This window comes from Mesorhizobium intechi, from assembly GCF_002879535.1.
GTDB lineage: Bacteria > Pseudomonadota > Alphaproteobacteria > Rhizobiales > Rhizobiaceae > Mesorhizobium > Mesorhizobium intechi.
The window spans coordinates 1-24,369 of sequence record NZ_PNOT02000247.1; the positions used below are offsets into that span (position 1 = coordinate 1).

Annotated in this window: 29 protein-coding genes and 1 pseudogene; 12 read left to right on the plus strand and 18 right to left on the minus strand. The window is 63.1% G+C overall.

All coding sequences use genetic code 11. The features are described from left to right. Positions 1-77: 77 nt before the first annotated feature. The 3 genes from C1D09_RS21845 to purL form a co-directional block, all read right to left on the minus strand. Entirely contained in the window at positions 78-311 is a 234-nt protein-coding gene (locus tag C1D09_RS21845; protein WP_010909092.1) for a BolA/IbaG family iron-sulfur metabolism protein, read from the minus strand. 122 nt (positions 312-433) lie between these two features. After that, positions 434-958 (minus strand): hypothetical protein, encoded by a 525-nt coding sequence (locus tag C1D09_RS21850; RefSeq protein ID WP_143976260.1) that lies wholly within the window; start codon positions 956-958, stop codon positions 434-436. After that, positions 955-3,189, minus strand: coding sequence for a phosphoribosylformylglycinamidine synthase subunit PurL (gene purL / locus C1D09_RS21855; protein ID WP_143976261.1), 2,235 nt, complete (start codon positions 3,187-3,189; stop codon positions 955-957). The genes C1D09_RS21850 and purL overlap by 4 nt, the downstream gene beginning before the upstream one ends. A gap of 77 nt (positions 3,190-3,266) precedes the next feature. Here purL and C1D09_RS21860 point away from each other — a divergent pair, with 77 nt between their 5' ends. Then, positions 3,267-3,608: a hypothetical protein gene (locus C1D09_RS21860; RefSeq protein WP_143976262.1), complete on the plus strand. Its 342-nt coding sequence runs from the start codon at positions 3,267-3,269 to the stop codon at positions 3,606-3,608. A gap of 15 nt (positions 3,609-3,623) precedes the next feature. On the opposite strand, the gene C1D09_RS21865 is transcribed toward C1D09_RS21860, so the two are convergent. Beyond that, positions 3,624-5,036, minus strand: a complete 1,413-nt coding sequence (locus C1D09_RS21865; RefSeq protein ID WP_143976263.1) for an aminotransferase-like domain-containing protein — start codon at positions 5,034-5,036, stop codon at positions 3,624-3,626. Between the two features lie 106 nt (positions 5,037-5,142). Between C1D09_RS21865 and C1D09_RS21870 the strand changes: the two genes are divergently transcribed. After that, positions 5,143-5,394: a DUF1127 domain-containing protein gene (locus C1D09_RS21870; RefSeq protein WP_143976264.1), complete on the plus strand. Its 252-nt coding sequence runs from the start codon at positions 5,143-5,145 to the stop codon at positions 5,392-5,394. Between the two features lie 9 nt (positions 5,395-5,403). Here the strand turns inward: C1D09_RS21870 and C1D09_RS21875 are convergent, their stop codons facing one another. The 7 genes and pseudogenes from C1D09_RS21875 to purC form a co-directional block, all read right to left on the minus strand. Beyond that, positions 5,404-6,045 carry a Pr6Pr family membrane protein gene (locus tag C1D09_RS21875; RefSeq protein WP_143976265.1) on the minus strand — a complete coding sequence of 214 codons (642 nt, stop codon included), beginning with the start codon at positions 6,043-6,045 and terminating at the stop codon, positions 5,404-5,406. A 2-nt stretch (positions 6,046-6,047) separates the two neighbouring features. Continuing rightward, a complete protein-coding gene (locus C1D09_RS21880) occupies positions 6,048-6,455 on the minus strand; it encodes a hypothetical protein (RefSeq protein WP_143976266.1) in 408 nt (135 codons plus the stop codon). Continuing rightward, complete coding sequence (locus tag C1D09_RS21885; RefSeq protein ID WP_143976267.1) at positions 6,452-7,117, minus strand: glutathione S-transferase family protein; 666 nt, start codon at positions 7,115-7,117, stop codon at positions 6,452-6,454. The genes C1D09_RS21880 and C1D09_RS21885 overlap by 4 nt, the downstream gene beginning before the upstream one ends. 70 nt (positions 7,118-7,187) lie before the next feature. Then, on the minus strand, positions 7,188-7,856 hold the full coding sequence (purQ, locus tag C1D09_RS21890; protein WP_143976268.1) for a phosphoribosylformylglycinamidine synthase subunit PurQ: 669 nt from the start codon (positions 7,854-7,856) through the stop codon (positions 7,188-7,190). Beyond that, positions 7,853-8,403, minus strand: a pseudogene (locus C1D09_RS21895) (RNA 2'-phosphotransferase). Before C1D09_RS21895 ends, purQ begins: the two are co-directional and overlap by 4 nt. A 304-nt stretch (positions 8,404-8,707) precedes the next feature. Continuing rightward, a complete protein-coding gene (gene purS / locus C1D09_RS21905; RefSeq protein WP_143976285.1) occupies positions 8,708-8,950 on the minus strand; it encodes a phosphoribosylformylglycinamidine synthase subunit PurS in 243 nt (80 codons plus the stop codon). Positions 8,951-8,993: 43 nt separating this feature from the next. Further along, complete coding sequence (purC, locus tag C1D09_RS21910) at positions 8,994-9,788, minus strand: phosphoribosylaminoimidazolesuccinocarboxamide synthase (RefSeq protein WP_010909103.1); 795 nt, start codon at positions 9,786-9,788, stop codon at positions 8,994-8,996. A gap of 274 nt (positions 9,789-10,062) precedes the next feature. Here purC and C1D09_RS21915 point away from each other — a divergent pair, with 274 nt between their 5' ends. Both C1D09_RS21915 and C1D09_RS21920 read left to right on the plus strand, forming a co-directional pair. Beyond that, positions 10,063-10,383 (plus strand): DUF1476 domain-containing protein, encoded by a 321-nt coding sequence (locus tag C1D09_RS21915; protein WP_056562205.1) that lies wholly within the window; start codon positions 10,063-10,065, stop codon positions 10,381-10,383. Between the two features lie 165 nt (positions 10,384-10,548). After that, positions 10,549-11,322, plus strand: coding sequence for an HpcH/HpaI aldolase family protein (locus C1D09_RS21920; protein WP_143976269.1), 774 nt, complete (start codon positions 10,549-10,551; stop codon positions 11,320-11,322). Positions 11,323-11,360: 38 nt separating this feature from the next. Here the strand turns inward: C1D09_RS21920 and C1D09_RS21925 are convergent, their stop codons facing one another. Both C1D09_RS21925 and C1D09_RS21930 read right to left on the minus strand, forming a co-directional pair. Beyond that, the gene (locus C1D09_RS21925) at positions 11,361-12,539 is read right to left on the minus strand and encodes an acyltransferase family protein (RefSeq protein WP_143976270.1); all 1,179 of its coding nucleotides are present in this window, start codon (positions 12,537-12,539) and stop codon (positions 11,361-11,363) included. Between the two features lie 166 nt (positions 12,540-12,705). Continuing rightward, the gene (locus C1D09_RS21930) at positions 12,706-13,254 is read right to left on the minus strand and encodes an RBBP9/YdeN family alpha/beta hydrolase (protein WP_143976271.1); all 549 of its coding nucleotides are present in this window, start codon (positions 13,252-13,254) and stop codon (positions 12,706-12,708) included. A 245-nt stretch (positions 13,255-13,499) separates the two neighbouring features. Here C1D09_RS21930 and C1D09_RS21935 point away from each other — a divergent pair, with 245 nt between their 5' ends. Then, positions 13,500-14,312 carry a VOC family protein gene (locus C1D09_RS21935; protein ID WP_143976272.1) on the plus strand — a complete coding sequence of 271 codons (813 nt, stop codon included), beginning with the start codon at positions 13,500-13,502 and terminating at the stop codon, positions 14,310-14,312. A 77-nt stretch (positions 14,313-14,389) separates the two neighbouring features. Here the strand turns inward: C1D09_RS21935 and purB are convergent, their stop codons facing one another. From purB to C1D09_RS21950, 3 genes are read right to left on the minus strand one after another with little or no spacing between them, the layout of a single operon-like run. Beyond that, complete coding sequence (gene purB, locus C1D09_RS21940; RefSeq protein WP_143976273.1) at positions 14,390-15,697, minus strand: adenylosuccinate lyase; 1,308 nt, start codon at positions 15,695-15,697, stop codon at positions 14,390-14,392. Positions 15,698-15,756: 59 nt separating this feature from the next. Continuing rightward, on the minus strand, positions 15,757-16,269 hold the full coding sequence (locus C1D09_RS21945; RefSeq protein ID WP_143976274.1) for a hypothetical protein: 513 nt from the start codon (positions 16,267-16,269) through the stop codon (positions 15,757-15,759). Beyond that, positions 16,266-16,991, minus strand: coding sequence for a DUF2259 domain-containing protein (locus tag C1D09_RS21950; RefSeq protein ID WP_143976275.1), 726 nt, complete (start codon positions 16,989-16,991; stop codon positions 16,266-16,268). Before C1D09_RS21950 ends, C1D09_RS21945 begins: the two co-directional genes overlap by 4 nt. Positions 16,992-17,221: 230 nt before the next feature. Between C1D09_RS21950 and C1D09_RS21955 the strand changes: the two genes are divergently transcribed. Beyond that, entirely contained in the window at positions 17,222-17,476 is a 255-nt protein-coding gene (locus C1D09_RS21955; RefSeq protein ID WP_143976276.1) for a DUF2171 domain-containing protein, read from the plus strand. Between the two features lie 9 nt (positions 17,477-17,485). On the opposite strand, the gene C1D09_RS21960 is transcribed toward C1D09_RS21955, so the two are convergent. Both C1D09_RS21960 and C1D09_RS21965 read right to left on the minus strand, forming a co-directional pair. Beyond that, the gene (locus C1D09_RS21960) at positions 17,486-18,511 is read right to left on the minus strand and encodes a P1 family peptidase (protein ID WP_143976277.1); all 1,026 of its coding nucleotides are present in this window, start codon (positions 18,509-18,511) and stop codon (positions 17,486-17,488) included. After that, complete coding sequence (locus C1D09_RS21965; protein WP_143976278.1) at positions 18,511-19,578, minus strand: branched-chain amino acid ABC transporter substrate-binding protein; 1,068 nt, start codon at positions 19,576-19,578, stop codon at positions 18,511-18,513. Before C1D09_RS21965 ends, C1D09_RS21960 begins: the two co-directional genes overlap by 1 nt. Positions 19,579-19,760: 182 nt before the next feature. Here C1D09_RS21965 and C1D09_RS21970 point away from each other — a divergent pair, with 182 nt between their 5' ends. The 6 genes from C1D09_RS21970 to C1D09_RS21995 form a co-directional block, all read left to right on the plus strand. After that, on the plus strand, positions 19,761-20,288 hold the full coding sequence (locus tag C1D09_RS21970; protein ID WP_143976279.1) for a flavin reductase: 528 nt from the start codon (positions 19,761-19,763) through the stop codon (positions 20,286-20,288). Beyond that, positions 20,285-21,214: an AAA family ATPase gene (locus tag C1D09_RS21975; RefSeq protein WP_143976280.1), complete on the plus strand. Its 930-nt coding sequence runs from the start codon at positions 20,285-20,287 to the stop codon at positions 21,212-21,214. Before C1D09_RS21970 ends, C1D09_RS21975 begins: the two co-directional genes overlap by 4 nt. A gap of 4 nt (positions 21,215-21,218) precedes the next feature. Next, positions 21,219-22,469: a vWA domain-containing protein gene (locus tag C1D09_RS21980; RefSeq protein ID WP_143976281.1), complete on the plus strand. Its 1,251-nt coding sequence runs from the start codon at positions 21,219-21,221 to the stop codon at positions 22,467-22,469. A 50-nt stretch (positions 22,470-22,519) separates the two neighbouring features. Next, positions 22,520-22,858 (plus strand): XdhC family protein, encoded by a 339-nt coding sequence (locus tag C1D09_RS21985; RefSeq protein WP_143976282.1) that lies wholly within the window; start codon positions 22,520-22,522, stop codon positions 22,856-22,858. A gap of 6 nt (positions 22,859-22,864) precedes the next feature. Next, positions 22,865-23,569 (plus strand): XdhC family protein, encoded by a 705-nt coding sequence (locus tag C1D09_RS21990; protein ID WP_143976283.1) that lies wholly within the window; start codon positions 22,865-22,867, stop codon positions 23,567-23,569. After that, positions 23,566-24,369 (plus strand): molybdopterin-binding protein (locus C1D09_RS21995; protein WP_143976284.1); only part of this gene is annotated, 804 nt, incomplete at its 3' end. The genes C1D09_RS21990 and C1D09_RS21995, both read left to right, overlap by 4 nt.

The following is a 24,369-nucleotide window of genomic DNA, read 5'->3' on the forward strand; positions in this document are numbered from 1 at the left end:
GACATTAGCCGCGCCATGGCCGAAATGGCGCAAAGGATGGGCGGGTTTGGGCCAAGCGGGTGTTGGCCGGAACGGCCTCAATCGGGAACGCTGGTCTGCAGCGCAAGGGCGTGCAGCACGCCGCCCATATTGCCCTTCAGCGCGTCATAGACCATCTGGTGCTGCTGGACGCGGCTCTTTCCCCGAAAGCTCTCGGCGACGACCTCAGCCGCGTAGTGGTCGCCGTCGCCGGCGAGGTCGCGGATCGTCACCTTGGCGTCCGGGATACCGTCCTTGATCAGTTTTTCAATGTCGTGGGCATCCATTGCCATTGCACAATTCCTGTTTTCGGCGGGCGGCAGCGTGGCCGCCCGTGCGATGAGAGTCGGGGTAAACCTAAAGCCTTTCCGGCCGCGATTGAAGCCGTTCCGTCCAGCACCAGCGTCATCGTCGCCTAGGGCGCATTCTCGTCCGCATGAGCCGCATCGGCCGCAGGTTCGTCTTCGCGCATCGAGAAGGCGCGGCCAAGGCTGAAAACCAGAATGTAGAGGGGAATGTTGACCGCCAGGTTGGCGATCGGCAGGTAGCTGGTCATCCGCCAGGCGGGCGAGAAGAACGGCTGGCCGTAGCCATCGCAGACAAGCGAAGAGCCATACTCCCACAAGGCCCCCAGGGCGGCCGCGACGGCGAAAAGCTTGATACAGGTGATGATCCGCCTTGCACGCGCCGGCTGCGGCACAAGCCGGTTCCAGAGCACCAGGCAGCCGATCGGAACCGCATAGATGAGGTTCTGCAGCACCAGCATCGGCAGCGCACTGTTGGCCGCGTCAAGGAACTCGGCGCGCGTTTCCAGCCTCGGACAAACCTCGCCCGAGGTCGTCGACAGCAGGAAAAAGACGAACGGCCCGAGGAACCAGAAAAAGAACAGCGACGGCCAGAAAACGACTGCAATCAGGGCCCGGGCCGCCAGTGCCCTCAACTGGCCTGGTCCATGAAGCGGGGGAACCAGCCTTCATGGGCGGCCTTCAACTCGCTGACCGGGATGGCCCTGGCATCGCCGAGCTTCAGTGCGTCGCCGCCGGTCGAACCGATCCACGGCGCGAAGATGCCGAGTTCGCCTTGCTGCTTGCGGATGGCGTCCCATTCCTCGCCATGCGGGTCGATCGACAGCGTCAGCAGATAGCGGCCCTGATCCTCGCCGAACCACACCGGGATCGGATCGGTGCCGACAAGGCCGGGAAGGGTCGCGCCGATACCCGACGACGCCATCGCCATTTCGGCCAGTGCCACGGCGATGCCGCCATCGGAAACGTCATGCGCCGCCGTGACGATGCCGGATGCGATCAGCGAGCGCACATGGTCGCCGACGCGCTTCTCATGCGCGAGGTCGACCGGCGGCGGCGGCCCGTCGGTGCGGCCATGGATGTCCCTGAAATAGACGGACTGACCAAGATGCGTGCCCCACGAGGCGGGCGCGCCGACCAGCAGGATCATTTGGCCCTCGGCCGCAAAGCCGGTGCGCACCATCTTCGACCAGTCGGCGATAAGGCCGACGCCGCCGATGGTCGGTGTCGGCAGGATGCCTTGGCCGTTGGTCTCGTTGTAGAGCGAGACATTGCCCGATACGATCGGGAAGCCCAGCGCGCGGCAGGCGTCGCCAATGCCCTTCACCGCGCCGACCAGCTGGCCCATGATCTCGGGCCGCTCCGGATTGCCGAAATTGAGGTTGTCGGTGGCCGCCAGCGGCAAAGCGCCGGTGGCGGTCAGGTTGCGCCAGCATTCGGCCACGGCCTGCTTGCCGCCCTCATAGGGATCGGCTTCGCAATAGCGCGGCGTCACGTCCGACGAGAAGGCGAGCGCCTTGGTCGCATGGCCTTCCACCCGCACCACGCCGGCATCGCCGCCCGGGAGCTGGAGTGAATTGCCCTGGATCAGCGTGTCGTACTGCTCCCAGACCCAGCGGCGCGACGACAGGTCCGGTCCGCCGAGCAGTTTCAGCAGCGCGTCGGCAACGTCGGCCTGCGGAACATCGTTTGCGGCGAGCGGCGCCGGCTTCTTCGGCTCGATCCAGGGACGGTCATATTCCGGCGCCTTGTCGCCGAGATCCTTGATCGGCAGATCGGCGACCTGTTCGCCCTGATGCAGCACGCGGAAGCGCAGATCGTCGGTGGTCTTGCCGACAATGGCGAAGTCGAGGCCCCATTTGTGGAAGATCGCCTCGGCCTCCTTTTCCTTCTCCGGACGCAGCACCATCAGCATGCGCTCCTGGCTTTCCGACAGCATCATCTCATAGGCGCTCATGCGCTCCTCGCGCACCGGCACCTTGTCGAGATCGAGCTCGATGCCGAGGTCGCCCTTGGCGCCCATCTCGACCGCAGAACAGGTGAGTCCGGCCGCGCCCATATCCTGGATGGCGATGACGGCGCCCGAGGCCATCAGTTCGAGGCAGGCTTCGAGCAGGCACTTTTCGGTGAAGGGATCGCCCACCTGCACGGTCGGGCGCTTCTCGTCGATCCTGTCGTCGAACTCGGCCGACGCCATGGTGGCGCCGCCGACGCCGTCGCGGCCGGTCTTGGCGCCGAGATAGACAACCGGCAGGCCGACGCCCTTGGCTTCCGACAGGAAGATCGCATTGGTCTTGGCCAGGCCAGCGGCGAAGGCGTTGACCAGGATGTTGCCGTTGTAGCGGGCGTCGAAATTGACCTCACCGCCTACCGTCGGCACCCCGAAGGAATTGCCATAACCGCCGACGCCCGAAACCACGCCGGCGACGAGATGCCTGGTCTTGGGGTGGTCAGGCGCGCCGAAGCGCAGTGCATTCATCGCCGCGATGGGCCGTGCGCCCATGGTGAAGACGTCGCGCAAAATGCCCCCGACACCGGTTGCCGCGCCCTGGTAGGGTTCGATGAAGGATGGGTGGTTGTGGCTTTCCATCTTGAAGACGACGCAATCGCCGTCACCAATGTCGACCACACCGGCATTCTCGCCCGGCCCCTGGATGACCTGTGGCCCGGTGGTGGGCAGAGTGCGCAGCCACTTCTTGGAGGATTTGTAGGAACAGTGCTCGTTCCACATTGCCGAGAAGATGCCAAGCTCGGTAAAGCTCGGCTCGCGTCCGACGAGGTCGAGGATGCGCTGATATTCGTCGGGCTTCAGCCCATGCGCGGCAATGAGCTGTGGGGTGATCGGCACGGAATTGGAAATGGTCATGGGCGGTGATTTATGTCCATGGAGCGGGGATTTTGAGTCCCCTCTTATCGCAAGCTTTGCGGCCGATACACCCGTCGATGAGCGAAAAAGACAGAAAGCAACAAGGTGATGACCGGGGTAGCCCGCACCGGGAGCTTTCAGGCGCACGTCGCGCCGGCGACGGCCAGCGAGGCACCGTGCGGAATGCCACGCCGAATGAGGAACGCTATGGCATCCCAGCCGTTGGGTATCCGACCACTCAGGAGATCGGCACCATGGCTAGCAAGCAAGACAAGAAAGACAATCGCCTGTCGGACAAGGAGGCTCTTCATCTCGCCGAAACCACAGACGTTTCGCCCGGACAGGCCAAGGAACTAGCCGCGAAGCACGGCAAGGACAAGGCCAAGGAGGAAGCCAAGAACTTCAAGGCGGAGGGCTGATCCGTCCAGTTTCGCTCAGGAGAAGCTGTCGTAGCCGGCGCGGCCTTCGTCGAGGAGACGGCGAATGGCGGCAACGCCGTCGGCGACATCGCTACGCTGCCTCGGCTGCGATGTGCCGAAGCGAACCCCATGAAAAACCTGTTCGGAACGGCCGGCCTTGAACTCGTCCTCGTCGTCGATCAGCACGCCGTGTTCGAGACAGGCATTCTTGAATGTGCCGGAAAGCCATGGGTCGGGCAAGGTCAGCCAGACAAAGGGCACCTTGTCGTGTGACTTGAACGCGAAGCCGGCCAAGGTCTCGCGCACGATCGCGATACGGGCGCTGATTTCGGCGATGCTGCGCTTGCGGATATCGCCGGCCTGACCGGAGAGCACCAGCCTTGTATTGACCTCCGCCAGCAGGAAGGGCATGCCGCCGGTGATCATCTTGTGGGCGACACGGATGCGGTGTCGATAGGCAGGAGGGCAGGAGAGCCAGCCGCCGCGGATACCGGCCGCCACCGATTTCGACAGGCCGCCGGCGACGATGGTTCTCTCCGGGGCATATTCAGCGAGCAACGGTGTCGAATCGTCAGTCAGGTGGCCGTAAAGATCATCCTCGATCAGGATGACGTTGTATTCGCGCGCGACCCGCGCGATCGCCTCGCGGCGCGCGGCGGACAGTGTCGTCAAGGTCGGATTCTGCGCCGTCGGCATCAGGAAGATCATCCTCGGATGCTTCTGCGCGCAGACGCGCTCGAAATCGGCCGGGTCGAGGCCTTCGTCATCCGACGCCACCAGCGCGGTGCGCCGGCCGACCAGCCCGGCGCTGCGCGAGATCTGCGAATAGGTGAGGTGTTCGAAGGCGACATAGTCGCCCGGCGTTGTGAGTGCGGCGATCGCCGCCATGACCGCGGCATGGGTGCCGAGCGTCGGAACGATGCTGTCGGTGGACGGGCGGAACGAGTTTCGCGACAGCCAGCGGGCGCCGGCTTCGTACCAGCGGCCAGGAAAATCGCGCGTATAGCTGGAGATTTCATGGGGATGATCCTGCGCGGCGCGCGACAGCACATCGGCGATATCAGTGCCCTGGCCGACATCGGGTGCCGCCGTGCTGTCGAAACGCAGCTTGTCCTGAGGCGCATCGACAGAGCGCGTGCCTTCCACACTGACGTCGGGCGCCTCCGGTTTCACGCCGTCGGCGCGCCGGCCAAGCACATAGGTTCCACGCCCGACTTCGCCGCTCACCAGGCCGCGTTCACGCAGCAATTGGTAAGCCCGGCCCACCGTACCGACCGTGGTGCCGATGTCATAGGCAAGGTCACGCTGGGGCGGCAGTTTTGTTCCGGCGCCGATCACGCCCTGGTCGATGCCCGCCTCAACGGAGTCGGCAAGGCGTTGATAGAGCGGTCCGGCGCCGCCGGTCAGGTTTGGAAGCCAATTTGTCATGGTGACAATTTTCTATATTGCACCCAAATATGAGTCAATCCATATCCAACCTGCGCGCCAAATGGGGTGCAATTGAGAGTCTTCCGAGCGTCTTGGCAGAAAGAAAATGGATACAATCGCGACAATCCGTCATCACAGAACGGCATTTCCAGGCGAGGCGCTGCGCCCGTCAGGCCAGCGAGGCTTTGTGGGCCGTCTGGTGCGGCTGGTCAGCTCGCTGGCACGATGGCTCGACCATTTGCTGGAGCGCCGGCGTGGCCGGCTGGCTTTGCTGGAGATGACCGACGATCAGCTCAAGGATATCGGTATCTCCCGCTGCGATGCCCACCGAGAGGGCATCAGGCGCCTTTGGGAATAGAGGCCAGTCTTAACGGACCCGTTTGGCCTCGCGATGGCCGATGCCGCGATCGATACAAGCCGCAATGATCGAGATCACCAGGAACAACGCGGTGATGGCCAATGCCGCAATGGCGACGCTGGCGGGGCCGTTCTTGGCGACATCGAGGAAGGGGTAGGGCACTTCGCCCGCGATCGGTGCCCGTACCAGCGCATAGGCGAGATAGGCGACGGGGTAGAGCATCCACCGGGAAATGTCGCTCCATCTCGTTCTGCCGTCGGCCCCTGCCACCAGCCACCACAGCACAAACAGTACTGGCGTCACATAGTGCAGCAACACATCGCAGAGCAGGAATAGACCCTGCGGCTGCCAGAGCCGTGCCAGAACCGTGGCATAGACGATGAAGACGACGGTGATCGAAACCGCAACACCCGCACGCATCTTCGGCCCGGCGAAGGCCGGCAGCCAGGCATAGCCGGTGGATGAGAGCAGGGATGTGTACACCAGCACGGCGCCAATGTTGGTCAGGATGGTGAAGAAGCTGAACAGGAAGACGATCGAGCCGAGCAGGCTGCGGCCGGCTGCCATCGACGCTGGGATGCTGATGCAGAACTGCAGGACGAGGCCGACCAGACCAATGGCCAGACCCGTCACCTGCAGGAAGCGGCCCATGGTCAGGCGGTCCCGCCGCAGGCCGGATCGCCCGTCTGCCAGCGCGCAATGTCCGAGCCGATGCGTGCGCCGAGCGGGTCGTTCATCAGCGGTCCGAACACGTCGACGCGGCTCGAATTGCCTTGCGCCTGCACGACCAGCAACGGCTTGCCGCCATAATGCTTGGCCGGCACCAAAAGGAAACGCGGCGTACCGCTGAACGAGTTCAGTTCATTGGCCATCTGATATTGCCCGAAGGCAGGGTCCTTGCTAGCGATCCAGCATTTGTGGGCCGCGATTGCCACTTGTTCCATGGCCAGCAGCGCCGCACTTTTGCCCGAGGGCGCCGGCGTGCTTTTCGGGGTCGATTGGCATGACGCCAGGGCAAAGCCTGCGGCTGCGGCGAGAACGATCGTCTTGCTCTTGATCAAGCGGCACCCATCTCGAGTTCGGATAGAAAGATCTTCAAGCCGTCGGTCATCTCGCCCCAGACCCGCGACAGGGCCGGATGCTGCGAGGCGATCTGTTGATAGGCATCGAATTTGGGATAGGCGTCGAGCAGGTCGTGGCGGCCCGTCATGGCGCGGAAATTGTTGAAGATGAACCGCGTCGGCGTCAGCCAGGCGTCGGCAAGGCTGATGTCGTTGCCCAGCGCGAAGGGCCCTTGCGCCATACGCGCCTCGATCGCCGCCAGCCCGTGATACAGGCGGGCGAATTGGGCGTCGATCTCGGCATTGTCGCGCTTGGGCGCGAAATGCAGTTCGAACAGCTTCATCGTTGGCGTCAGCACGTCGAGATCGGTGATGCGGGCGAACATGCGCACCAGCGCGCGGTCCTTTGAGTCAGGCGGAAGCAGCGCCGGTTCCGGGAACCGTTCCTCGAGATATTCGGCGATGACCACCGATTCGACAATGGTTTCGCCCGAGCCGGTGATCAGCACCGGAATCCGGTTCATCGGCGAGATGGCGCGAAACGCCTCGGGGATCGGAAAACCCGGCGGCGGCGCGATGATCTTGAGCGGCACGTCCTTGATATAGGCCAGAGCCCGCACGATCGACGAATAAGGCGACAGCGGTCGCGAATAGAGTTTCATGACCGTCTCTCTCCCCGGAGCAATGGACTCGATGTCCTTGTAAAGCTTACCGCATTCGCGGCTGAGATCGTCAAGCGGCGATACCGAGCGCGCCTTCGAACAGCGCCCGGCCGTCGCTGCCGCCATGGGCGGGCTCGATCAGGTTTTCCGGATGTGGCATCAGCCCAAGCACATTGCCATGTTCGTTGACGATACCGGCAATATCGTTGATCGAGCCATTGGGGTTGGTACCCTCGGCATAGCGGAACACCACCTGGCCTTCGCCTTCTAGGCGGGCAAGGGTTTCAGCATCGGCGAAGTAATTGCCGTCATGATGCGCCACCGGCGAGCGGATGATCTGGCCCGGCCGGTAACGGCGGGTGAACATGGTGTTGGCGTTGGTGACCTCGAGCTTCACCTGCCGGCAGACGAACTTCAGCGAGGTGTTGCGCATGAGCGCTCCCGGCAGCAGGCCGGCCTCGACCAGGATCTGAAAACCGTTGCAGACGCCGATGACGGTCACGCCCTTGGCGGCCTTTTCGGCGACGGCCCGCATCACCGGCATGCGCGCGGCGATCGCTCCGCAGCGCAGATAGTCGCCGAAGGAAAAGCCGCCTGGGATGGCGATCAGGTCGACATCGGGGATTTCGGTGTCGGTCTGCCAGACGGTGACCGGCGGTTTTCCCGAAATCTTGGTCAGCGCCGCGATCATGTCGCGGTCGCGATTGAGGCCAGGCAGGAGGACGACGGCGGATTTCATGGCAATTCCCATTCGAGTATCTGAACCAGATACCGGGGTGAAACATGGTTGGTCAACCAGACGCCGTTATCGGAGAGAAAGAATGACGCTCCGTCCTTCGCCATGGTGGCCGAGTCGACCTGCAGGATAACACTTTTCCCGTTGCGGCGGCGTGCGACGATCAGAGCTGTTTCGACGTCCTTTGACAAGTGAACATGCTGGCGCGACTGGCTGGTTAGGCCTTCGTGGAGAATGCTGGGGAGAAACGCTTCCTTGGAGCCGTGGTAGAGGATGTCAGGCGGCACCGATGGCAGCAGGCCGAGATCGACATCGATGCTGTGGCCCTGCACGGCACGGATGCGATTGCCTTCGATGGCAAAGCGCTTTTTCGGGTTCTCGTCGACGATGCGCGTTACATCGGCGAACGATGCGCCGAACTTCGACTGGATGACCGCACACAGGGCGCCTAGATCGGCCCAGCCGTTTTCGTCCAGCGACAGCCCCGCCTCGCGCGGCGCGTGCTCAGGACCAAGCTCATGAATCTTGAAATCTGTGTGTCGTTCGGCATCGTCAAGGCGTGGGTACAAATCGCAATGACCGAGTGGGTATTGCTGTGGTTCATAAGGCTTTTGGGCTTCGGCGAGTCCTCGAAGGTCGAGACGTCTGTCTATGCGCTCAAGGCACGCGTCTTGCCGACCGAGAATGCCATGAATGTTATGAACATCGCTTTGCGTTGCCACCATGTGGCTCCGCATCGCATTCCCGTTTCGTCTGGGAAACGTCCTGACGACGTTCGCCGATTTCGTGATGCACCCGCTTCAGAAGCTCCAACATCAATTGGTAGCTCCCCACATGATGCATCCGGTACAGCCTCAGCTTATGGCCACGCTATAATTCTCAATCACCGTGTTCGCCAGCAGCTTGTCGCACATGGCTTTCAGATCGGCCTCGGCCTTCGCCTTGTCGCTTTCAGCCAGTTCCACGTCAAACACCTTGCCCTGCCGTACCGCGCCGACGCCGTCGAAGCCCAGACCGGACAGAGCGTGTTCGATCGCCTTGCCTTGCGGGTCGAGGACGCCGTTCTTGAGGGTGACGGTAATGCGGGCCTTGATCACGCTGGACATGCTCCTGTTCTGAGTATCGGATCGCAAGCCGCTATCAGTGCGGCTTGCCTTTGACGACGTCGGTCGAAGCGACAAGAACCGGGCCGGTCGGGCGCGGCGGCTCGTTCTCGTTCATGATGCCGAGGCGGCGGGCGACTTCCTGGTAGGCCTCGACGAGGCCGCCCATGTCGCGGCGGAAACGGTCCTTGTCGAGCTTGTCCTGCGTCGCCACGTCCCACAGGCGGCAGGAATCCGGCGAAATCTCGTCGGCCACGACGATGCGCATCATGTCGCCCTCGAACAGGCGGCCGCACTCGATCTTGAAGTCGACGAGCTGGATGCCGACGCCCATGAACAGGCCGGAGAGGAAATCGTTGACACGGATGGCGAGCGCCATCACGTCGTCAATCTCCTGCGGGCTTGCCCAGCCGAAGGCGGTGATGTGCTCTTCCGACACCATCGGATCGTCGAGCGCGTCGGCCTTGTAGTAGAATTCGATGATCGAACGCGGCAGGACGGTGCCTTCCTCGATGCCGAGGCGTTTCGACAGCGAGCCGGCGGCGACGTTGCGCACCACCACTTCGAGCGGGATGATCTCGACTTCCTTGATCAGCTGCTCGCGCATGTTGAGCCGGCGGATGAAGTGGGTCGGGATGCCCATGCGGTTCAAGTGGTTGAAGATGTGCTCGGAAATTCGATTGTTGAGCACGCCCTTGCCGTCGACGACCTCGTGTTTCTTCTTGTTGAAAGCGGTCGCATCGTCCTTGAAGAACTGGATGAGCGTACCCGGCTCCGGTCCTTCATAGAGGATCTTGGCCTTGCCTTCATAAATGCGGCGGCGATTTTTCATCTGATTTTTTCTCTGGATTTGCGGGCAGGCGGCAAGCGACCAGTTCCTGTCCGTCTGCCTATATTAGTGCGGCGACGGTTGGGTTCAATGCCGGGTCTATCCCAATCACACCGTTTGCTCAATCGGCAAATCCGTCCAATCAACCGCTTTCGGGACTGAAATGCCGCAGCGCAGCATATGACGAAGCGTATTGACCGGCTCGCGACCTTTTGGTTTGTGCTTTGGCGACACACATATCTCTTGCCAACGAATCGGATTTGACCGGAGGGACGTCATGAGCAGCATGAAAGATCGCGAAGAAGGCTTCGAGCGCAAATTTGCATTCGACGAAGAGCTTCGCTTCAAGGCGTCGGCGCGCCGCAACAAGGCGCTCGGGCTGTGGGCCGCCGAAAAGCTTGGAAAGTCGGGTGCCGATGCCGATGCCTATGCCAAGGAAGTCGTTGTTTCCGACATCGAGGAAGCCGGCGATCACGACGTGTTCCGCAAGATCCGCAAGGATTTCGATGCCGCCGGCGTCGACCAGTCGGACCATCAGATCCGCCGCACCATGGACGAACTGATGGCGCAGGCGATCGAGCAGATCAAGAACACCTGATCCGGGAAGACGCAGGTTTCGCAAAAGTGTCCCGGTCTTGCGACGGAACCTGCGGCGAAAAAGAATGACTGGACCAATCGACCGCCCGGCCAAGCCGGGCGGTTTTTCTTTGCCTTTGGCGTGGTTTCCGGCTGAAACTGCCGACATAACGAGGAAGAAGATTAGATGTCCCTGAAGTCCCGCCTTGCCGCCGATGAAACGTTGGTCACCGCTTGGTCCGGCGTGCCGGACGCCCTGACCGTCGAGATCCTCGCCAAACAGGGCTTCGATGCCATCACGCTCGACATGCAGCATGGCGGTCATCACGAGGACAGCGTGCTGCGCGGTCTTATGCCAGTGCTTGCCGCAAACAAGCCGGCGCTGGTGCGCATCCCCGTCGGCCGTTTCGACATGGCAAGCCGGGCGCTCGATTTTGGCGCCGAGGCGGTGATCGCGCCGATGGTGAATTCGGTGGCTGATGCAAGACTGTTCGCCGCGGCAATGAAATATCCACCGCTCGGCGAGCGGTCGTGGGGCCCCACCTACGCCTTTCCGCGCCACGGCAAGGGCGACCATGCCGAATGGCTGCGCGACACCAATCAGCGCACCCTGGCCTTTGCCATGGTCGAGACGCGCGCCGCGCTCGACGCGCTCGACGGCATTCTCGACACGCCGGGCATTGATGGCATCTTCCTCGGGCCGTCGGACTTCTCGATCGCCTGGACCAATGGCGCCACGGTCAGTTCGACGCTGGAGAGCATGATGGAGACGGTGGCGTCGGTGGCCGAGCGCACCCGCAAGGCGGGAAAACATGCCGCGATCTACGTCGTCGAACCAGTAATCGCCGGCCGTGTCGTCTCGATGGGCTATCGCCTGCTCGCCACCGGGTCCGAGCATGCGTTGATTTCATTGGGGGCAAAGACCCTGCTGAAAGATATCAAGGATTCGATCGGAGCCTGAGCCCGACCCGGAGGGGCTGCCGTCACGGCGCCGGGCGGTCAGGCACTCGCTGCGGCAGGCGCGCTGGCGATAGGGCCGCCGCGCCTGAACCTGTTGAACAGGGCGCCGAGCACCTGGACCCACCAGTTGTTGAAGATCACGAGCGGCAACGCCGCGAGGATCGAACCCAGCATGGCGGCGGCGGCACCAAGTGCGGTGGAACCGCTGACCAACAGAACCCATGATGCCAGTGAGCAGATAACGGGCAGATGCACGAGGTAGAGCGGGAACGAAAGGTCGCCCAGGAATCGTGCCGCCTTGCCCGAGAGCCATGCTGGAGGCTCGTCCACACTTAGCATCGCGTAGACCAACATGATGCTTGCCGGGATGGCCACGCAGGCTTGCCTCAGGCCGACATCATCAGAAAGCGCGGTCTCAAGCAGCGCAAAGGGCCGGTATATGCCGACAGCACTCCCCGCATAGCCCAGCAGCGTAAGGGAAGCGATCGCCATGGCGCCTCTTACCCAGCGATTGGGGCGCAAACCCATGGCGAGGAGCGGGTAGAGCATGAGGCTGGCCGGAAAGGCGCAAAAGAAGAAGCTGACTTGGAGCGCCAGGAACACGCCTGTTGCCACGCAGAACCAGGAAAGCAGCGTCCAGCGGCCCAGGAGAAAAAAGATGATGGGGGCGAGGGCGAAGGTCAACATGCCCCCCCAGAACTCGACCGTCATGGTCCACAGGCTGCTGTCATAATATTTGTCGCCGTAGATAAACGTCCGCCAGGCCCCTTGCTGGAACGCATCGGCGAAACTCGCTGTTTCCGGCGAGAGCACCTTCGAGGCATTGCCGAAGCTGCTCAGCCACTCGGATTGGGTGACCGCAGCCGCATCCTGGAAGAAATACAGATCGAGCTTGAAGATGAAACAGGATGCCAGAACCGTGACGAGCACCGGTCCGGCCAGACGAGGCAAACGCTTTATCGCACCCAGCAGCAGATCTTGCGCTTTGCGGGTCTCGAAATAGCGCTTCACAAGCACATAGGAAGAGAGGACGAAAAACAAGTAGACGGCAGAGCCGCCATTGAAGGCGATGAAAGCCAGACTTGTCTTGAGGGATTGCGCGGCGTTCCCTCCCTCTCCGCCCTCCGCCGACGGGGCAAAAGCACGCAAAATATGCCCATTCAAAACGACCAGCGCTGCGGCACCCCTCAAAAATTCTAGTGAAGCGTCCTTGCGCAAGCGGTTACCTTCGTTTGACCATGAAGAATTGTAATTGAGCAACGCCGCATATATGCGGCGAACAGAGTTCGCCGCATATAAAGAAGTATCGCGAGCCACCTTAACTTATTGTTTATTGGAGCTCGGCGGTTGTTCGGGGACTCTGTGCGCCGACTTTGGGTCTGAATCAGAGATCCGTCAGGAACTTGGCGAAGGTCATCGAGCCTTCGGGCCAAGGGCCGAAGCCAGAATCTTGGTTGAGATGGCCGGTCTCGCCGGCATCGATGAACAGCGAACCCCAGGCGCCGGCTATGTCCTCGGCGACATCGAAGGTGCAGAACGGGTCGTTGCGGCTGGCAATCACGATCGACGGAAAAGGCAGCGGCTCGCGCGGGTAGGGGCCGAAGGTCATCAGGTGCTTCGGCTTGATCCCTGGGTTGGCGACATCGGGCGGCGCCACCAAGAAGGCGCCGGCGACCGGTTTGACGAATTGCGGGATGGCCTGCACGGCCGCAGCCACCCCTAACGAATGCGCGACGATGACCACCGGCCTCTCGGCCTCGTTGACCGCCTTGGCCACGCTCGCCGTCCAGTCCTCGCGCACCGGCTTCGACCACTCTGCCTGCTCGACGCGCCGCGCCGTCGACAGTTTCGATTGCCAGCGGGTTTGCCAATGTTCGGGTCCGGAATTGGTGTAGCCCGGAACGATCAGGATATCTGCATCTTTGACTTTCATGGCGTTGAGATAGCGAGCGCCATTGCCTCATGCAACCGGTGATGGACGCACTTCTGCTCGTAATGGTGAACACCATGTTCGCTTTTCGCCATCTTGTGTGAACGATCCCAATCGACGATCTGTCGTTGGGAGAGAAACAGCCGTGGAGGACCGGGATTTTGGCGCTGACACGACGTACAATGATCGGCGGCGCCGGGCTCCTGGCATTGGGAGCTTCATCAAGCGTCGCCACGATGGAGACCATGATGAGCGAACTGCCATTTGCCGCCACCACGCCGGTGAGCGTTGCCCGCGTCGGGCTGAAGGCGCGCGATGCCGAAAGCCTCGCCGCCTATTACCGCAGGGTCGTCGGCCTGCAGGAATTGAGCCGTGCCGATGGCGCGATTACGCTCGGCGCCGGTAGCCGTCCGTTGCTGGTCCTTGAGCCGGATGCTTCGGCCAAGCCGGACGATCCGCGCAGCGCCGGCCTGTTCCACACGGCCTTCCTGCTGCCCAGCCGTGCCGATCTCGGCCGCTGGATCAACCACGCCATATCAGACAAGATCGCCATCGAGGGCGCGTCCGACCATCTGGTCAGCGAGGCGCTCTACCTGACCGACCCCGAAGGCAACGGCATCGAGATCTATGCCGACCGCCGACCGCAGGACTGGAAATGGAACGGCGACAAGATCGCCATGGCGACCGAACGGCTCAACATTCCGGCTGTCGTCGGCGAAGTGCCGGCCGGCGATGCGGGCTGGCAAGGCGCGCCCGAAAACAGCATTGTCGGCCATGTACATCTGCGTGTCGGCAGGCCGGAGGAGGCGGAAGCCTGGTGGAACCAGGAATTCGGCTTCGACACGGTGGCCAGATATGGCGGTCAGGCAGTGTTCCTGTCGTCAGGCCACTACCATCATCACATCGGCGCCAATGCCTGGCAGAGCGCCGGCGCCGGCCGTCGCGACCCGTCGCGCTCGGGCCTCGCCTGGGTCGAGATGCGTTCGGACACTGTGACCGGCGAAACGACCCGCGAGGATCCCTGGGGCACGGTGATCAGGACCATTCCTGGAAAGGCGTGACCGGCTTTGTCCGTCGCAGGTTCGGATACGAGAGGCCCGCCGGAAAGGCGGGCCTCTTCTTTGGCGCGTTTAGGTTCTCAAGCCTCCCCAAACACCCGCCTGAAGATCGTGTCGACGTGCTTGGTGTGGTAGCCCAGGTCGAATTTCTCACGGATTTCCGCCTCGGGCAGGGCGGCGGTCACTTCCTTGTCGGCCAAAAGTTCCTCAAGGAAATCAGCGCCTTGCTCCCACACCTTCATGGCGTTGCGCTGCACCAGCCGGTAGGAATCCTCGCGCGACAGGCCCGCCTGCGTCAGCGCCAGCATCACGCGCTGCGAATGCACCAGGCCGCGGAACTTGTTCATGTTCTTCAGCATGTTCTCGGGATAGACGACAAGCTTTTCGATGACGCCGGTTAGGCGCGACAGCGCGAAATCCAGCGTCACCGTGGCGTCCGGTCCGATCATGCGCTCGACCGAGGAGTGCGAGATGTCGCGTTCGTGCCAGAGCGCCACATCCTCCATCGCCGGAAGCGCCATGGACCGCACCATGCGGGCAAGGCCGGTCAGGTTTTCCGTCAGCACCGGATTGCGCTTGTGCGGCATCGCCGACGAGCCTTTCTGGCCCGGCGAAAAATACTCTTCCGCTTCCAGCACCTCGGTGCGCTGCAGGTGCCGGATCTCGGTCGCCAGCCGCTCCATCGACGACGCGATGACGCCGAGCGTGGCAAAGAACATGGCGTGGCGGTCGCGCGGGATCACTTGCGTCGACACCGGCTCCGGCTTCAGCCCGAGCTTTGCCGCGACATGCTCTTCGACATAGGGATCGATGTTGGCGAAGGTGCCGACCGCCCCGGAAATGGCGCAGGTGGCGATGTCTTCGCGAGCGTGCACCAGCCGCTCGCGGCAGCGCGAGAATTCGGCATAGGCCTGCGCCAGCTTGATGCCGAAGGTTGTCGGCTCGGCATGGATGCCGTGGCTGCGGCCGATGGTAACGGTGTCCTTGTGTTCGAAGGCGCGGCGCTTGAGCGCGGCGAGCAGGCCGTCAATGTCGGCGAGTAGAATGTCGCTGGCGCGGGCAAGCTGGACGGCAAAGCAGGTGTCGAGGACATCCGAAGAGGTCATCCCCTGGTGGATGAAACGCGCATCAGGTCCGACGAATTCGGCAAGATGGGTGAGGAAGGCGATGACGTCATGCTTGGTGACGCGTTCGATCTCGTCGATTTTCTCGACGTCGAATTTCGCGGCGCCGCCCTTTTCCCAGATGGTCTTTGCCGCTTCCTGCGGGATGACGCCGAGTTCGGCCAGCGCGTCGCAGGCATGGGCCTCGATCTCGAACCAGATGCGAAACCGGGTTTCGGGCGACCAGATGGCGACCATTTCCGGCCGGGAATAGCGAGGGATCATCGGTCAGTCCTGATGTGTCGAAGGGTTAGCCCGCCTCCTAACAGAGACAGACAAAATGCTCAACGCCGCTGCTGTGCAAACCAGAGGCTGGCGGCAAACAAGGCGATGAACCCAAGCGGAAAATAGAGCCTGATGCCCAGCACCATGAACTGGTAGGACGCCACCGCCATCGTGAAGGCGAGTTGAAACCCCCAGGTGAGGGTGAAGGCGGGGGCATGCCATTCGGCATAATATGACCGGTATTGCAAGGCATAGAGCGCCGCGGTCAGCCCAATCGTCGCGGCGGCAAGGCACACCATTGTCGCCGCAAAGGCGACGTCCCGACCCCTTCCGAGCGAGACCAGCCGTGCCGCCAACAGGCCGACCGGAAAGGCCAGCGCGCCGCCGCCCGCAAACAGCAGCGACACGGTGCGGATTTTTTCCGGCGTCACCCAATTGTCCAGCAACAGGTTGATGAGCGCGCTCATGCCCATGGTTGCGGCCCAAAAGAACGAGCCGAAAAGCGTCGCGCGCCACCCTGGCAAGGCGCGGCGGAAGTAGTTCACTTTGAGTGTGGCGGCGTGCGGACTCACAGGCGACCGGTTACGGCGATCCAGCGGAAGTCCGGACCCTCGAAGCCATATTGGCGCACCGCGATCAGCACCGCATAGGCGCTGAGGCTATCCATGGAGAATGTCTGGACCGCACCGATGCGGTAGCCGTTCGGGCAGCCGCGGCTTTTGGGGATCGACTTGTCCTCGTGCAGCAATTTGGTGGTGCCGCCATCCCGCGCCTCGATGCGCAACAACCGGAAGCCATTGATCTCACCCTGACTGGCGCAGCCTTCGGTGCCGTTCATGCCGATCTCGTCCAGCCGGAACTCGAGCGGTTGGTCGACCGGCGAGAAGATCGGTCGCGGATTGACCGCCATTCGGTGCGGATCGGCCGAAAGCTCGGTCACCGGGTTGAAGCCGGCGGTGATGCCGCGATTGGCGCTCAGCTCGGCCTGGCTGACAATGGCCTCGCCCTTTTGCCGGGCCTCGAGGCGCGCGGCGTCCAGTTTGGCGTTCTCGTCGTCGAGCCGGACCCTGATCGGCGTGCCCTTGAGAAAGCTGTCGTTGCTGGTGTCGATGTAATAGCGGTTGGCATAGGGAAAGCCCGACCCGTCCTGGACGCCGTATTCCTCGAAGGCGAACACGCCGCCATCCTTGCTGAAGCCAAGGATTTCAAGCTCGGCGATATCGCCTGCCTGGGCGGCGATCGACGTGCCAAGCTGCGCGGCCACGGCAACGGCAAACAGGAAAAGCATTCTCATCTTTTTCACTCCGGCAGCCGCGATCGTTGCGTCCCTAAGCAAACTCAGGAAAAGTGTGTAAAGCTTTCCCTCGGGAATTGCGTCAAAACAAAGAGATAGAACAGAGCGCTGTTTCCTTGAACGGTGAACTGCTCTAGCACGACGAAATCGAAACGTCGTGCGGGCCGAAAGCCCATGCATCCAATCGGCTCGTCATTTGTTATTGTCGGCAGTCCCAACGGAGAACCACCATGACCGACACCAGCAAAATTCGTGAGCATATGGAAGTCGTCGGCGCCGATGGCGTGCATCTCGGCACTGTCGACAAGGTCGACGGCAAGCGCATCAAGCTGACCAAGGCAGACAGCGGCGAGGGCGCTCACAAAGGTCATCACCACTACATTCCTCTGGCCCTGGTTGCAGAAGTCGATGGCAAGAAGGTGTGGCTGTCAGCGAATTCCGACGTGGCGGTGACGTTCGAGGAAGAAAAATCCGATCCGATCTGATTGTGCGATTCAGCCCACACGCGACGACCAGACGGGGAACAGATCGTTGTCGGTCGGCGTCGCGGCAAACACACCACGGCTGATGGCGCGTGCCATGGTGGCGCCGGCTGCGGCATAGAGGTCGATTGCCGCATCGGCCTCTAGCCGGATGCCGCTCGTTCCCGTCGCCAGTGCGAACACCAGGTCACCATCGGCTGGCGTGTGCGTCGGCCAGATGGCGCGCACGAAGCCGTCATGCGCCGCCATCGCCAGGCGTTTCGCTGCGGCCTTGGTGAGGACCGCATCCGTCGCGATGACAGCGATGGTGGTGTTGCCGCCGGGTTCCATCTGCTTGCCAGCCTGCTTGTCGCGGTATTTCAGCAAAATCTCCTTCGCATCCTCCGGCATGGGCGAGGGATAGCCGAGCCCGCCGAATTCGTCGCCGATTTCGAAGGGCGCTGCCCAAAAATGGCGGGTGCGCCCGACGGTCACCGATCCGGTCGGATTGACGGCGGCCAGCGCACCGATGGTAACGCCAGTGTCCAGCAGCGTCGAAGCGGAGCCCAGGCCGCCCTTCAGTCCGGCGGTAAGCGCCCCGGTGCCACCGCCGACCGTGCCGAGCTGGAAATCAGTGGCGGCGGATTGCGCTGCCTCATAGCCAAGGTCGCGATATGGGGGATAACGGCCCCACTCCTTGTCCCCACCATTGCGCAGGTCGAACAGGATCGCCGCCGGCACGATCGGCACGCGAAAGCCGCCCACCTCGAATCCGACGCCGCGCTCGCGAAGCGCCGCCTGCACGCCGGACGCGGCATCGAGGCCGAAAGCCGAACCGCCGGACAGCACCACGGCGTGGATCGCCTCGATCGAATTGTGCGGTTCGAGCAGGTCCGTCTCGCGCGTGCCCGGCGCGCCGCCCAGGATCTGGACACCGGCCACCGCCGGTTCGTCGCAAAGGATGGTCGTCACGCCGGATTTCAGCCGGGCGTCGGAAGCATTGCCGACGCGCAGGCCGGCAACGTCGGTGATCAGATTGCGAGGACCGGTGCGGAACATCAATTGCTTTCCAAAGGCACGAAGCGCGTGCCATCGAAGCGGAAGACGCGGTAGGGGCTCTGGCTGAGGTCGCCCTTGTCGTCGAAGCGGATCGGCCCGATCGCCGTGGTGAAATCATGCCCGCTCAGCACCTCGGTCAGCGGCTTGCCCGGGGACAAGGCCGATGCGGCCTTGGCGATCTCCACCGCCGCATACGCAGGAAGAGTGTAGCCGTCCGGCATGATCTTTTTCGCGGAGAAGCCTTCCAGCACCCTGGGGGCGGCGACATCGGCCCATTCGGGCGGCGCGATCATCAGCGTGCCCGTCGCATAGGGGACGTCTCCGGGCGGCGTGCGCAGATTTTCACCGCCGGCAAAGACGATGCCGGCCTGAAGCTGTGCGGCATCGCGACCCATAATGGCGACGTCGTCACCGTCGCCGCCGGCAAAGACATGCGTGGCGCCGGCCTTCTTCAGTCGCCCGATCATCCCTATCTGGTTATCGAGTTGCGGCCGGAACGTGTCGACGAACACCGGCTTCAATGCCGCTTGCTCGGCTGCCGCGCGAAATGTCTCGGCCAGTTCGCGGCCATAGATAGTGCCGTCATCGATGATGGCGAACAGCTCGTTGTGCCACAGGCGGGTGAGGGTGGACGCGACGGCGTTGCGCTCGTCGTCGCCGCGCGGCCCCAGGCGATAGACCGGCCAGCGGGTCTTGGCGCGGCGGTCGGTGAGGCTCTCGGTGCGTACGCCGACGGTGATGACCGGGATATTGGCATCCTTGAGGATCGGCATCGCCGCCTCGATGGCTTCGGTGCAGAGGAAGCCGATCACGACACTGACCTTGGCCTCGGCAAAAGCCCTGGCCGCGGCAGCACCGCCATCGGCGGTGCAGGCATCATCCTCGGTCTTGAGTTCGACGCCGTTTGCTTGCGCCGCGAGTCCGGCACCGGCCTCGATCTGCTTGCCGAGGATGGCCGACGGTCCCGACAACGGAGCAGCAACGCCGATCGTCAGCGTCTGGGCGCTGGCGGCGCCGGCCAAGAACAGCCAGGCCAGCGCGGCGGATATCGTTGCCCCGGGTCGCATCCTGCCGAAGAGTCCCTCCCAAGCCCGCGATAAAAGCGCGAGCGTCAATTCTCGCCAAGACCTAAAGGGTGCCCGGCCTTGGTGCAACACGCGAATTCGGCGATATGGGCCAAGCACTTCGCTTGTGGCATGTCATGTCTGGCCATATATAGCGGTAGGGTTCTGGCTATGGACAATTCCCGGTGCTGAAGAAGAATGACATTGGACCGCAGGCCTATCGCGACGCGATGAGCCATTTTGCCGGCCACGTCCATGTGGTCACCACCGACGGGCCCGCCGGCAAGCGCGGCACGACGGTGATCGCTGCCTGCTCGGTGTCGGACACGCCGCCGACCATCCTGGTCTGTCTCAACCGCGAAAATGCCAAGAATGAGCTGTTCGTGAAAAATGGCCGGTTTGCCCTGAACACGCTGGCTTCGCATCAGGAACCTCTGTCGGTCGGCTTTTCCGGTATCACCGGCCTGCCGGTCGAGGAGCGTTTCGCGCTCGGCGAATGGGACGTGATCTCTACCGGCGCACCGGCGCTGAAGGGGGCGCTGGCCGTGTTCGACTGCGAACTGATCGACACCAAGGACCTGGCCACGCATCGTGTGCTTTTTGGCAAGGTGACAGGCCTTCGCATGGGCGATAATTTGCGGCCGCTGATCTATCACGCCCGCGGCTACCATGTCCTGGACAGCGGAGCGGCGGCGTTCACGGAGAAAGAATGACCGAACTGAAACCGCGACCCGTACCGCGGACGATCGACGAGACGCTCGATCTCCTGACCGGCGCGGACTATGTGGCGGACCGATCGCTGGCGACCGTGCTTTTCCTGTCGTTGCGTATGAACCGGCCATTGTTCCTCGAGGGCGAGGCAGGCGTCGGCAAGACCGAGATCGCCAAGGTGCTGGCGCAGGCGCTTGGCCGCCGGCTGATCCGCCTGCAGTGCTATGAAGGGCTCGACGTTTCGTCTGCTGTCTACGAGTGGAACTATGCCGCGCAGATGATCGAGATCCGCATGGAGGAGGCGGCCGGCAAGGTCGACCGCACCGCCATGGAGCGCAACGTCTTCTCGGAAAAATACCTGATCCGGCGCCCGGTGCTCGATGCGCTGACCGGCAAGACGGGAGCCGCTCCGGTCTTCCTGATCGACGAACTCGACCGCACGGACGAAGCCTTCGAAGCCTTCCTGCTCGAAATCCTCTCCGACTACCAGGTGACGGTGCCCGAACTCGGCACCATTAAGGCTGAAGAGCCGCCGATCGTCGTCATCACCACCAACCGGACCCGCGAGATCCACGACGCGCTGAAACGGCGCTGCCTGTATCACTGGGTCGACTATCCCAGTGCCGAGCGCGAACTGGAGATCGTGCGCCGCAAGGTGCCGCGGGCCAACCAGCGGCTTTCAGCGGAGGTGGTCTCCTTCATCCAGAAGCTGCGCCAGATCGAATTGTTCAAGGTGCCGGGCGTCGCCGAGACCATTGACTGGGCCGGCGCGCTTACAGAACTCGACAAGGTGGCGCTCGACCCGGAAACCGTGTCCGACACGATCGGCGTGCTGTTGAAATACCAGGACGACATTGCCCGCATCGGCACGGGCGAGGGCCGGCGCATCCTCGACGAGGTCAAGGCCGAGCTCGCGGCGGCGGAGTAACGGGATGAAGGCGCCGCATAGCGACCCCAAAGAGGCGACGGCGGACGGACGCATCGCCGACAACATCGTCTATTTCGCCCGCACCTTGCGCAAGGCAGGCATGCGGGTCGGGCCGGCCTCGGTCAAGGATGCCATCGAGGCGGTCCTGGTCGCCGGCATCGGCTCGCGTGACGACTTCTACTGGACGCTGCATGCCGTGCTGGTGTCCAAGCACGAGGATCACCCGGTCTTCGACGAGGCCTTCCGCCTGTTCTGGAAATCGCGCGAACTGATCGAGAAATTGCTGGCGATGTTTTCGCCGGTGGCGCCCGACGTCAGGGAGAAGCAGAAGCCGCGCGCGGCCGAGAACCGCGTCAGCCAGGCGATGTTCGAAGGCCATCAGAAAAACCAGCCGCCGCGGGAGGTCCCTGAGATCGAGGTCGATGCCCGCTTCACCGTTTCGGGTAACGAGGTCTTGCGGGGCAAGGACTTCGCCCAGATGAACGCCGCCGAAATGGCGGACGCGAAGAAAGCGATCGCCGAACTGCGGCTGCCTTTCGATATGGTGCGGACCCGGCGCTTCAAGGCCGATGCACATGGCCGCCGCATCGATCCGCGGGCCATGATGCGCTCGGCCGCGCGCACCGGCGGTGAATTGATCCTGCCGAAATTCCGCTCGGCCCGCGAAGTCCACCCGCCGCTGGTGGTGCTGGCCGACATTTCCGGCTCGATGAGCCAGTACACGCGCATCTTCCTGCACTTCTTGCACGCGCTGACGGAGAAACGCCGCCGCGTCCACACTTTCGTCTTCGGCACGCGGCTGACCAATTTGACCCGACAGATGCGTCACCGCGATCCCGACGCCGCCCTTGCCGATTGTTCGGCTGCGGTCAAGGACTGGTCCGGCGGCACGCGCATCGGCGATACACTGGCCGAGTTCAACCTGATATGGTCGCGGCGCGTGCTGGGACAGGGCGCGGTCGTGCTTCTGATCACCGACGGGCTGGAGCGCGACGATGTCGCCGGCCTTTCGCAGGAGATGGAGCGGCTGCACAAATCCTGCCGGCGGCTGATCTGGTTGAACCCGTTGCTGCGTTTCGATGGTTTTCAGGCGCGCGCCCGCGGCGTCAAGGCGATGCTGCCGCATGTCGATGAATTCCGCTCGGTCCACAATCTCGATGCGCTCGCCGACCTCTGCGTGTCGCTGGACAAGAAGTCGGCACAGTCCGTCGATCCGCGCCGATGGATGGAAGCTGGCGCGAGGCAGGCCGCATAGCCATATGTTTTCCTGGTTCCCAGGAAAAACAGACCCTGAGAGAAGCAATGATGAACGACAGTCTTTATCTCGATGAGGCCCGCGATCCGCTAATCATCGCGGAAGGTTGGATGAAGGATGGCAAGGATGTCGCCATTGCCACCGTGGTCGAGACCTGGGGTTCAGCGCCGCGTCCCGTCGGCAGCCATCTGGTCATCGACGCGGACGGCAATTTTCACGGGTCGGTCTCGGGCGGCTGCGTCGAGGGCGCGGTCGTGAGCGAGGCGATCGACGTCATCGGCTCAGGGAAAGCCAGAATGCTCGAATTCGGCGTCGCGGACGAAACCGCCTGGCAGGTCGGCCTGTCCTGCGGCGGCCGCATCAAGGTGTATGTCGAGCGGTTGGGCTGACCTCGGATGGATCCATATGCCCTGAAAACTTTGAATGCCGAGCGCCGCGCCCGTCGTGCGGCAATCCTCGTCACCGATCTCGGCGATGGCCGCGACCGCATCGTGCGTGAGGGCGACCAGGTCGCCGGCGATCTCGGAGCCGCGATCGCCAAGGCCTTTCGGTCAGGAAGTTCCGGTTCGGTCGAGGCCGAAGGGCGGACCTTCTTTCTCAACGTGCATCTTCCGCAGCCGCGCCTCGTCGTGATCGGCGCCGTCCATATCAGCCAGGCGCTGGCACCGATGGCCCGGATTGCCGGCTATCCCCTGGAGATCATCGATCCGCGCACCGCCTTCGCCACGCCGGACCGCTTTCCCGGTGTCGCTCTGCATGCCGAGTGGCCGGAAGATGTGTTGAAGCACCAGCCGCTTGACAACTACACCGCACTTGCCGCCGTCACCCATGATCCGAAGATCGACGATTTCGCGCTGAAGGCCGCGCTAGACGCCAATTGCTTCTATGTCGGTGCGCTTGGCAGCCGCAAGACGCACGCCAAGCGGGTCGAGCGCCTGCTGGCGCTGGGCGCTACTGCCGACCAGATCGCCCGTATCCACGCGCCGATCGGGCTCGACATCGGTGCCGCGAGCCCCGCCGAGATCGCGGTAGCCGTTCTCGCTCAGACCATCTACGCCTTCCGCTCTCGCGGCCTCGATGCCAAAGGCGCGGTAGCGTGAAATTCGGTCCGATTGCGATCGAGGAGGCGGAAGGCGCGGTGCTGGCGCATGCCACCACCGCCGGTGAAAAGCGCTTTCGCAAGGCGCACAGGCTGAGCGCCGAAGATGTTTCCGTACTGAAGCGGGCTGGCGTCTCGCAGGTCGTTGCGGCGATGCTGGCCTCGGATGATCTCGGCGAGGACGCCGCGGCGCAAAGAATTGCCGAGGGCATGAGGTTCAGCGGCATCGAGGTGAGGCCGGCGGCCACCGGCCGGGTCAATCTCCACGCCAGGGCATCCGGCATCTTCACGGTCAGCGCGGCAATGATCGACGCCATCAACGCCGTCGATCCCGCCATCACCATTGCCACGCTGGCGCAGCATGCTCCTGTCGAAAAAGGTCAGATGGTGGCGACGGTGAAGATCATCCCCTTCGCGGTCGCCTCCGCCTTGGTCGACACCGTGATGAAAATCTGCGCCGGCGGCGAGATCTTCGCCGTCAACGCCTATCGGCCGGTGCGGGTGGGCGTCATCCAGACGGTCCTGCCGGGCATCAAGCCCAGCGTGCTTGACAAGACGCTGCGCGTCACCGAAGCGCGGCTGGCGCGTTCGGGCGGCAGGTTGACGGCGGAGCGCCGCACGCCGCACGAGATCGCGCCCGTGGCGGAGGCCGCCGCCTCGCTGGCGCGCGACAATGACCTGGTGGTGATCTTCGGCGCCTCGGCAATGAGCGATTTCGCCGATGTCGTTCCCGCGGCGATCGAGAGGGCCGGCGGAACAGTTGTCCGCGCCGGAATGCCGGTCGATCCCGGCAATCTGCTC

What these genes read in the sequence shown, in the direction of transcription:
- C1D09_RS21845 (WP_010909092.1), bottom strand. Translation starts at nt 311, where the DNA reads ATGGCAATGGATGCCCACGACATTGAAAAACTGATCAAGGACGGTATC.
- purL (WP_143976261.1), bottom strand. Translation starts at nt 3,189, where the DNA reads ATGACCATTTCCAATTCCGTGCCGATCACCCCACAGCTCATTGCCGCG.
- C1D09_RS21860 (WP_143976262.1), top strand. Translation starts at nt 3,267, where the DNA reads ATGAGCGAAAAAGACAGAAAGCAACAAGGTGATGACCGGGGTAGCCCG.
- C1D09_RS21865 (WP_143976263.1), bottom strand. Translation starts at nt 5,036, where the DNA reads ATGACAAATTGGCTTCCAAACCTGACCGGCGGCGCCGGACCGCTCTAT.
- C1D09_RS21870 (WP_143976264.1), top strand. Translation starts at nt 5,143, where the DNA reads ATGGATACAATCGCGACAATCCGTCATCACAGAACGGCATTTCCAGGC.
- C1D09_RS21875 (WP_143976265.1), bottom strand. Translation starts at nt 6,045, where the DNA reads ATGGGCCGCTTCCTGCAGGTGACGGGTCTGGCCATTGGTCTGGTCGGC.
- C1D09_RS21885 (WP_143976267.1), bottom strand. Translation starts at nt 7,117, where the DNA reads ATGAAACTCTATTCGCGACCGCTGTCGCCTTATTCGTCGATCGTGCGG.
- purQ (WP_143976268.1), bottom strand. Translation starts at nt 7,856, where the DNA reads ATGAAATCCGCCGTCGTCCTCCTGCCTGGCCTCAATCGCGACCGCGAC.
- purC (WP_010909103.1), bottom strand. Translation starts at nt 9,788, where the DNA reads ATGAAAAATCGCCGCCGCATTTATGAAGGCAAGGCCAAGATCCTCTAT.
- C1D09_RS21915 (WP_056562205.1), top strand. Translation starts at nt 10,063, where the DNA reads ATGAGCAGCATGAAAGATCGCGAAGAAGGCTTCGAGCGCAAATTTGCA.
- C1D09_RS21920 (WP_143976269.1), top strand. Translation starts at nt 10,549, where the DNA reads ATGTCCCTGAAGTCCCGCCTTGCCGCCGATGAAACGTTGGTCACCGCT.
- C1D09_RS21930 (WP_143976271.1), bottom strand. Translation starts at nt 13,254, where the DNA reads ATGAAAGTCAAAGATGCAGATATCCTGATCGTTCCGGGCTACACCAAT.
- C1D09_RS21935 (WP_143976272.1), top strand. Translation starts at nt 13,500, where the DNA reads ATGAGCGAACTGCCATTTGCCGCCACCACGCCGGTGAGCGTTGCCCGC.
- purB (WP_143976273.1), bottom strand. Translation starts at nt 15,697, where the DNA reads ATGATCCCTCGCTATTCCCGGCCGGAAATGGTCGCCATCTGGTCGCCC.
- C1D09_RS21950 (WP_143976275.1), bottom strand. Translation starts at nt 16,991, where the DNA reads ATGAGAATGCTTTTCCTGTTTGCCGTTGCCGTGGCCGCGCAGCTTGGC.
- C1D09_RS21955 (WP_143976276.1), top strand. Translation starts at nt 17,222, where the DNA reads ATGACCGACACCAGCAAAATTCGTGAGCATATGGAAGTCGTCGGCGCC.
- C1D09_RS21960 (WP_143976277.1), bottom strand. Translation starts at nt 18,511, where the DNA reads ATGTTCCGCACCGGTCCTCGCAATCTGATCACCGACGTTGCCGGCCTG.
- C1D09_RS21965 (WP_143976278.1), bottom strand. Translation starts at nt 19,578, where the DNA reads ATGCGACCCGGGGCAACGATATCCGCCGCGCTGGCCTGGCTGTTCTTG.
- C1D09_RS21975 (WP_143976280.1), top strand. Translation starts at nt 20,285, where the DNA reads ATGACCGAACTGAAACCGCGACCCGTACCGCGGACGATCGACGAGACG.
- C1D09_RS21980 (WP_143976281.1), top strand. Translation starts at nt 21,219, where the DNA reads ATGAAGGCGCCGCATAGCGACCCCAAAGAGGCGACGGCGGACGGACGC.
- C1D09_RS21985 (WP_143976282.1), top strand. Translation starts at nt 22,520, where the DNA reads ATGAACGACAGTCTTTATCTCGATGAGGCCCGCGATCCGCTAATCATC.
- C1D09_RS21990 (WP_143976283.1), top strand. Translation starts at nt 22,865, where the DNA reads ATGGATCCATATGCCCTGAAAACTTTGAATGCCGAGCGCCGCGCCCGT.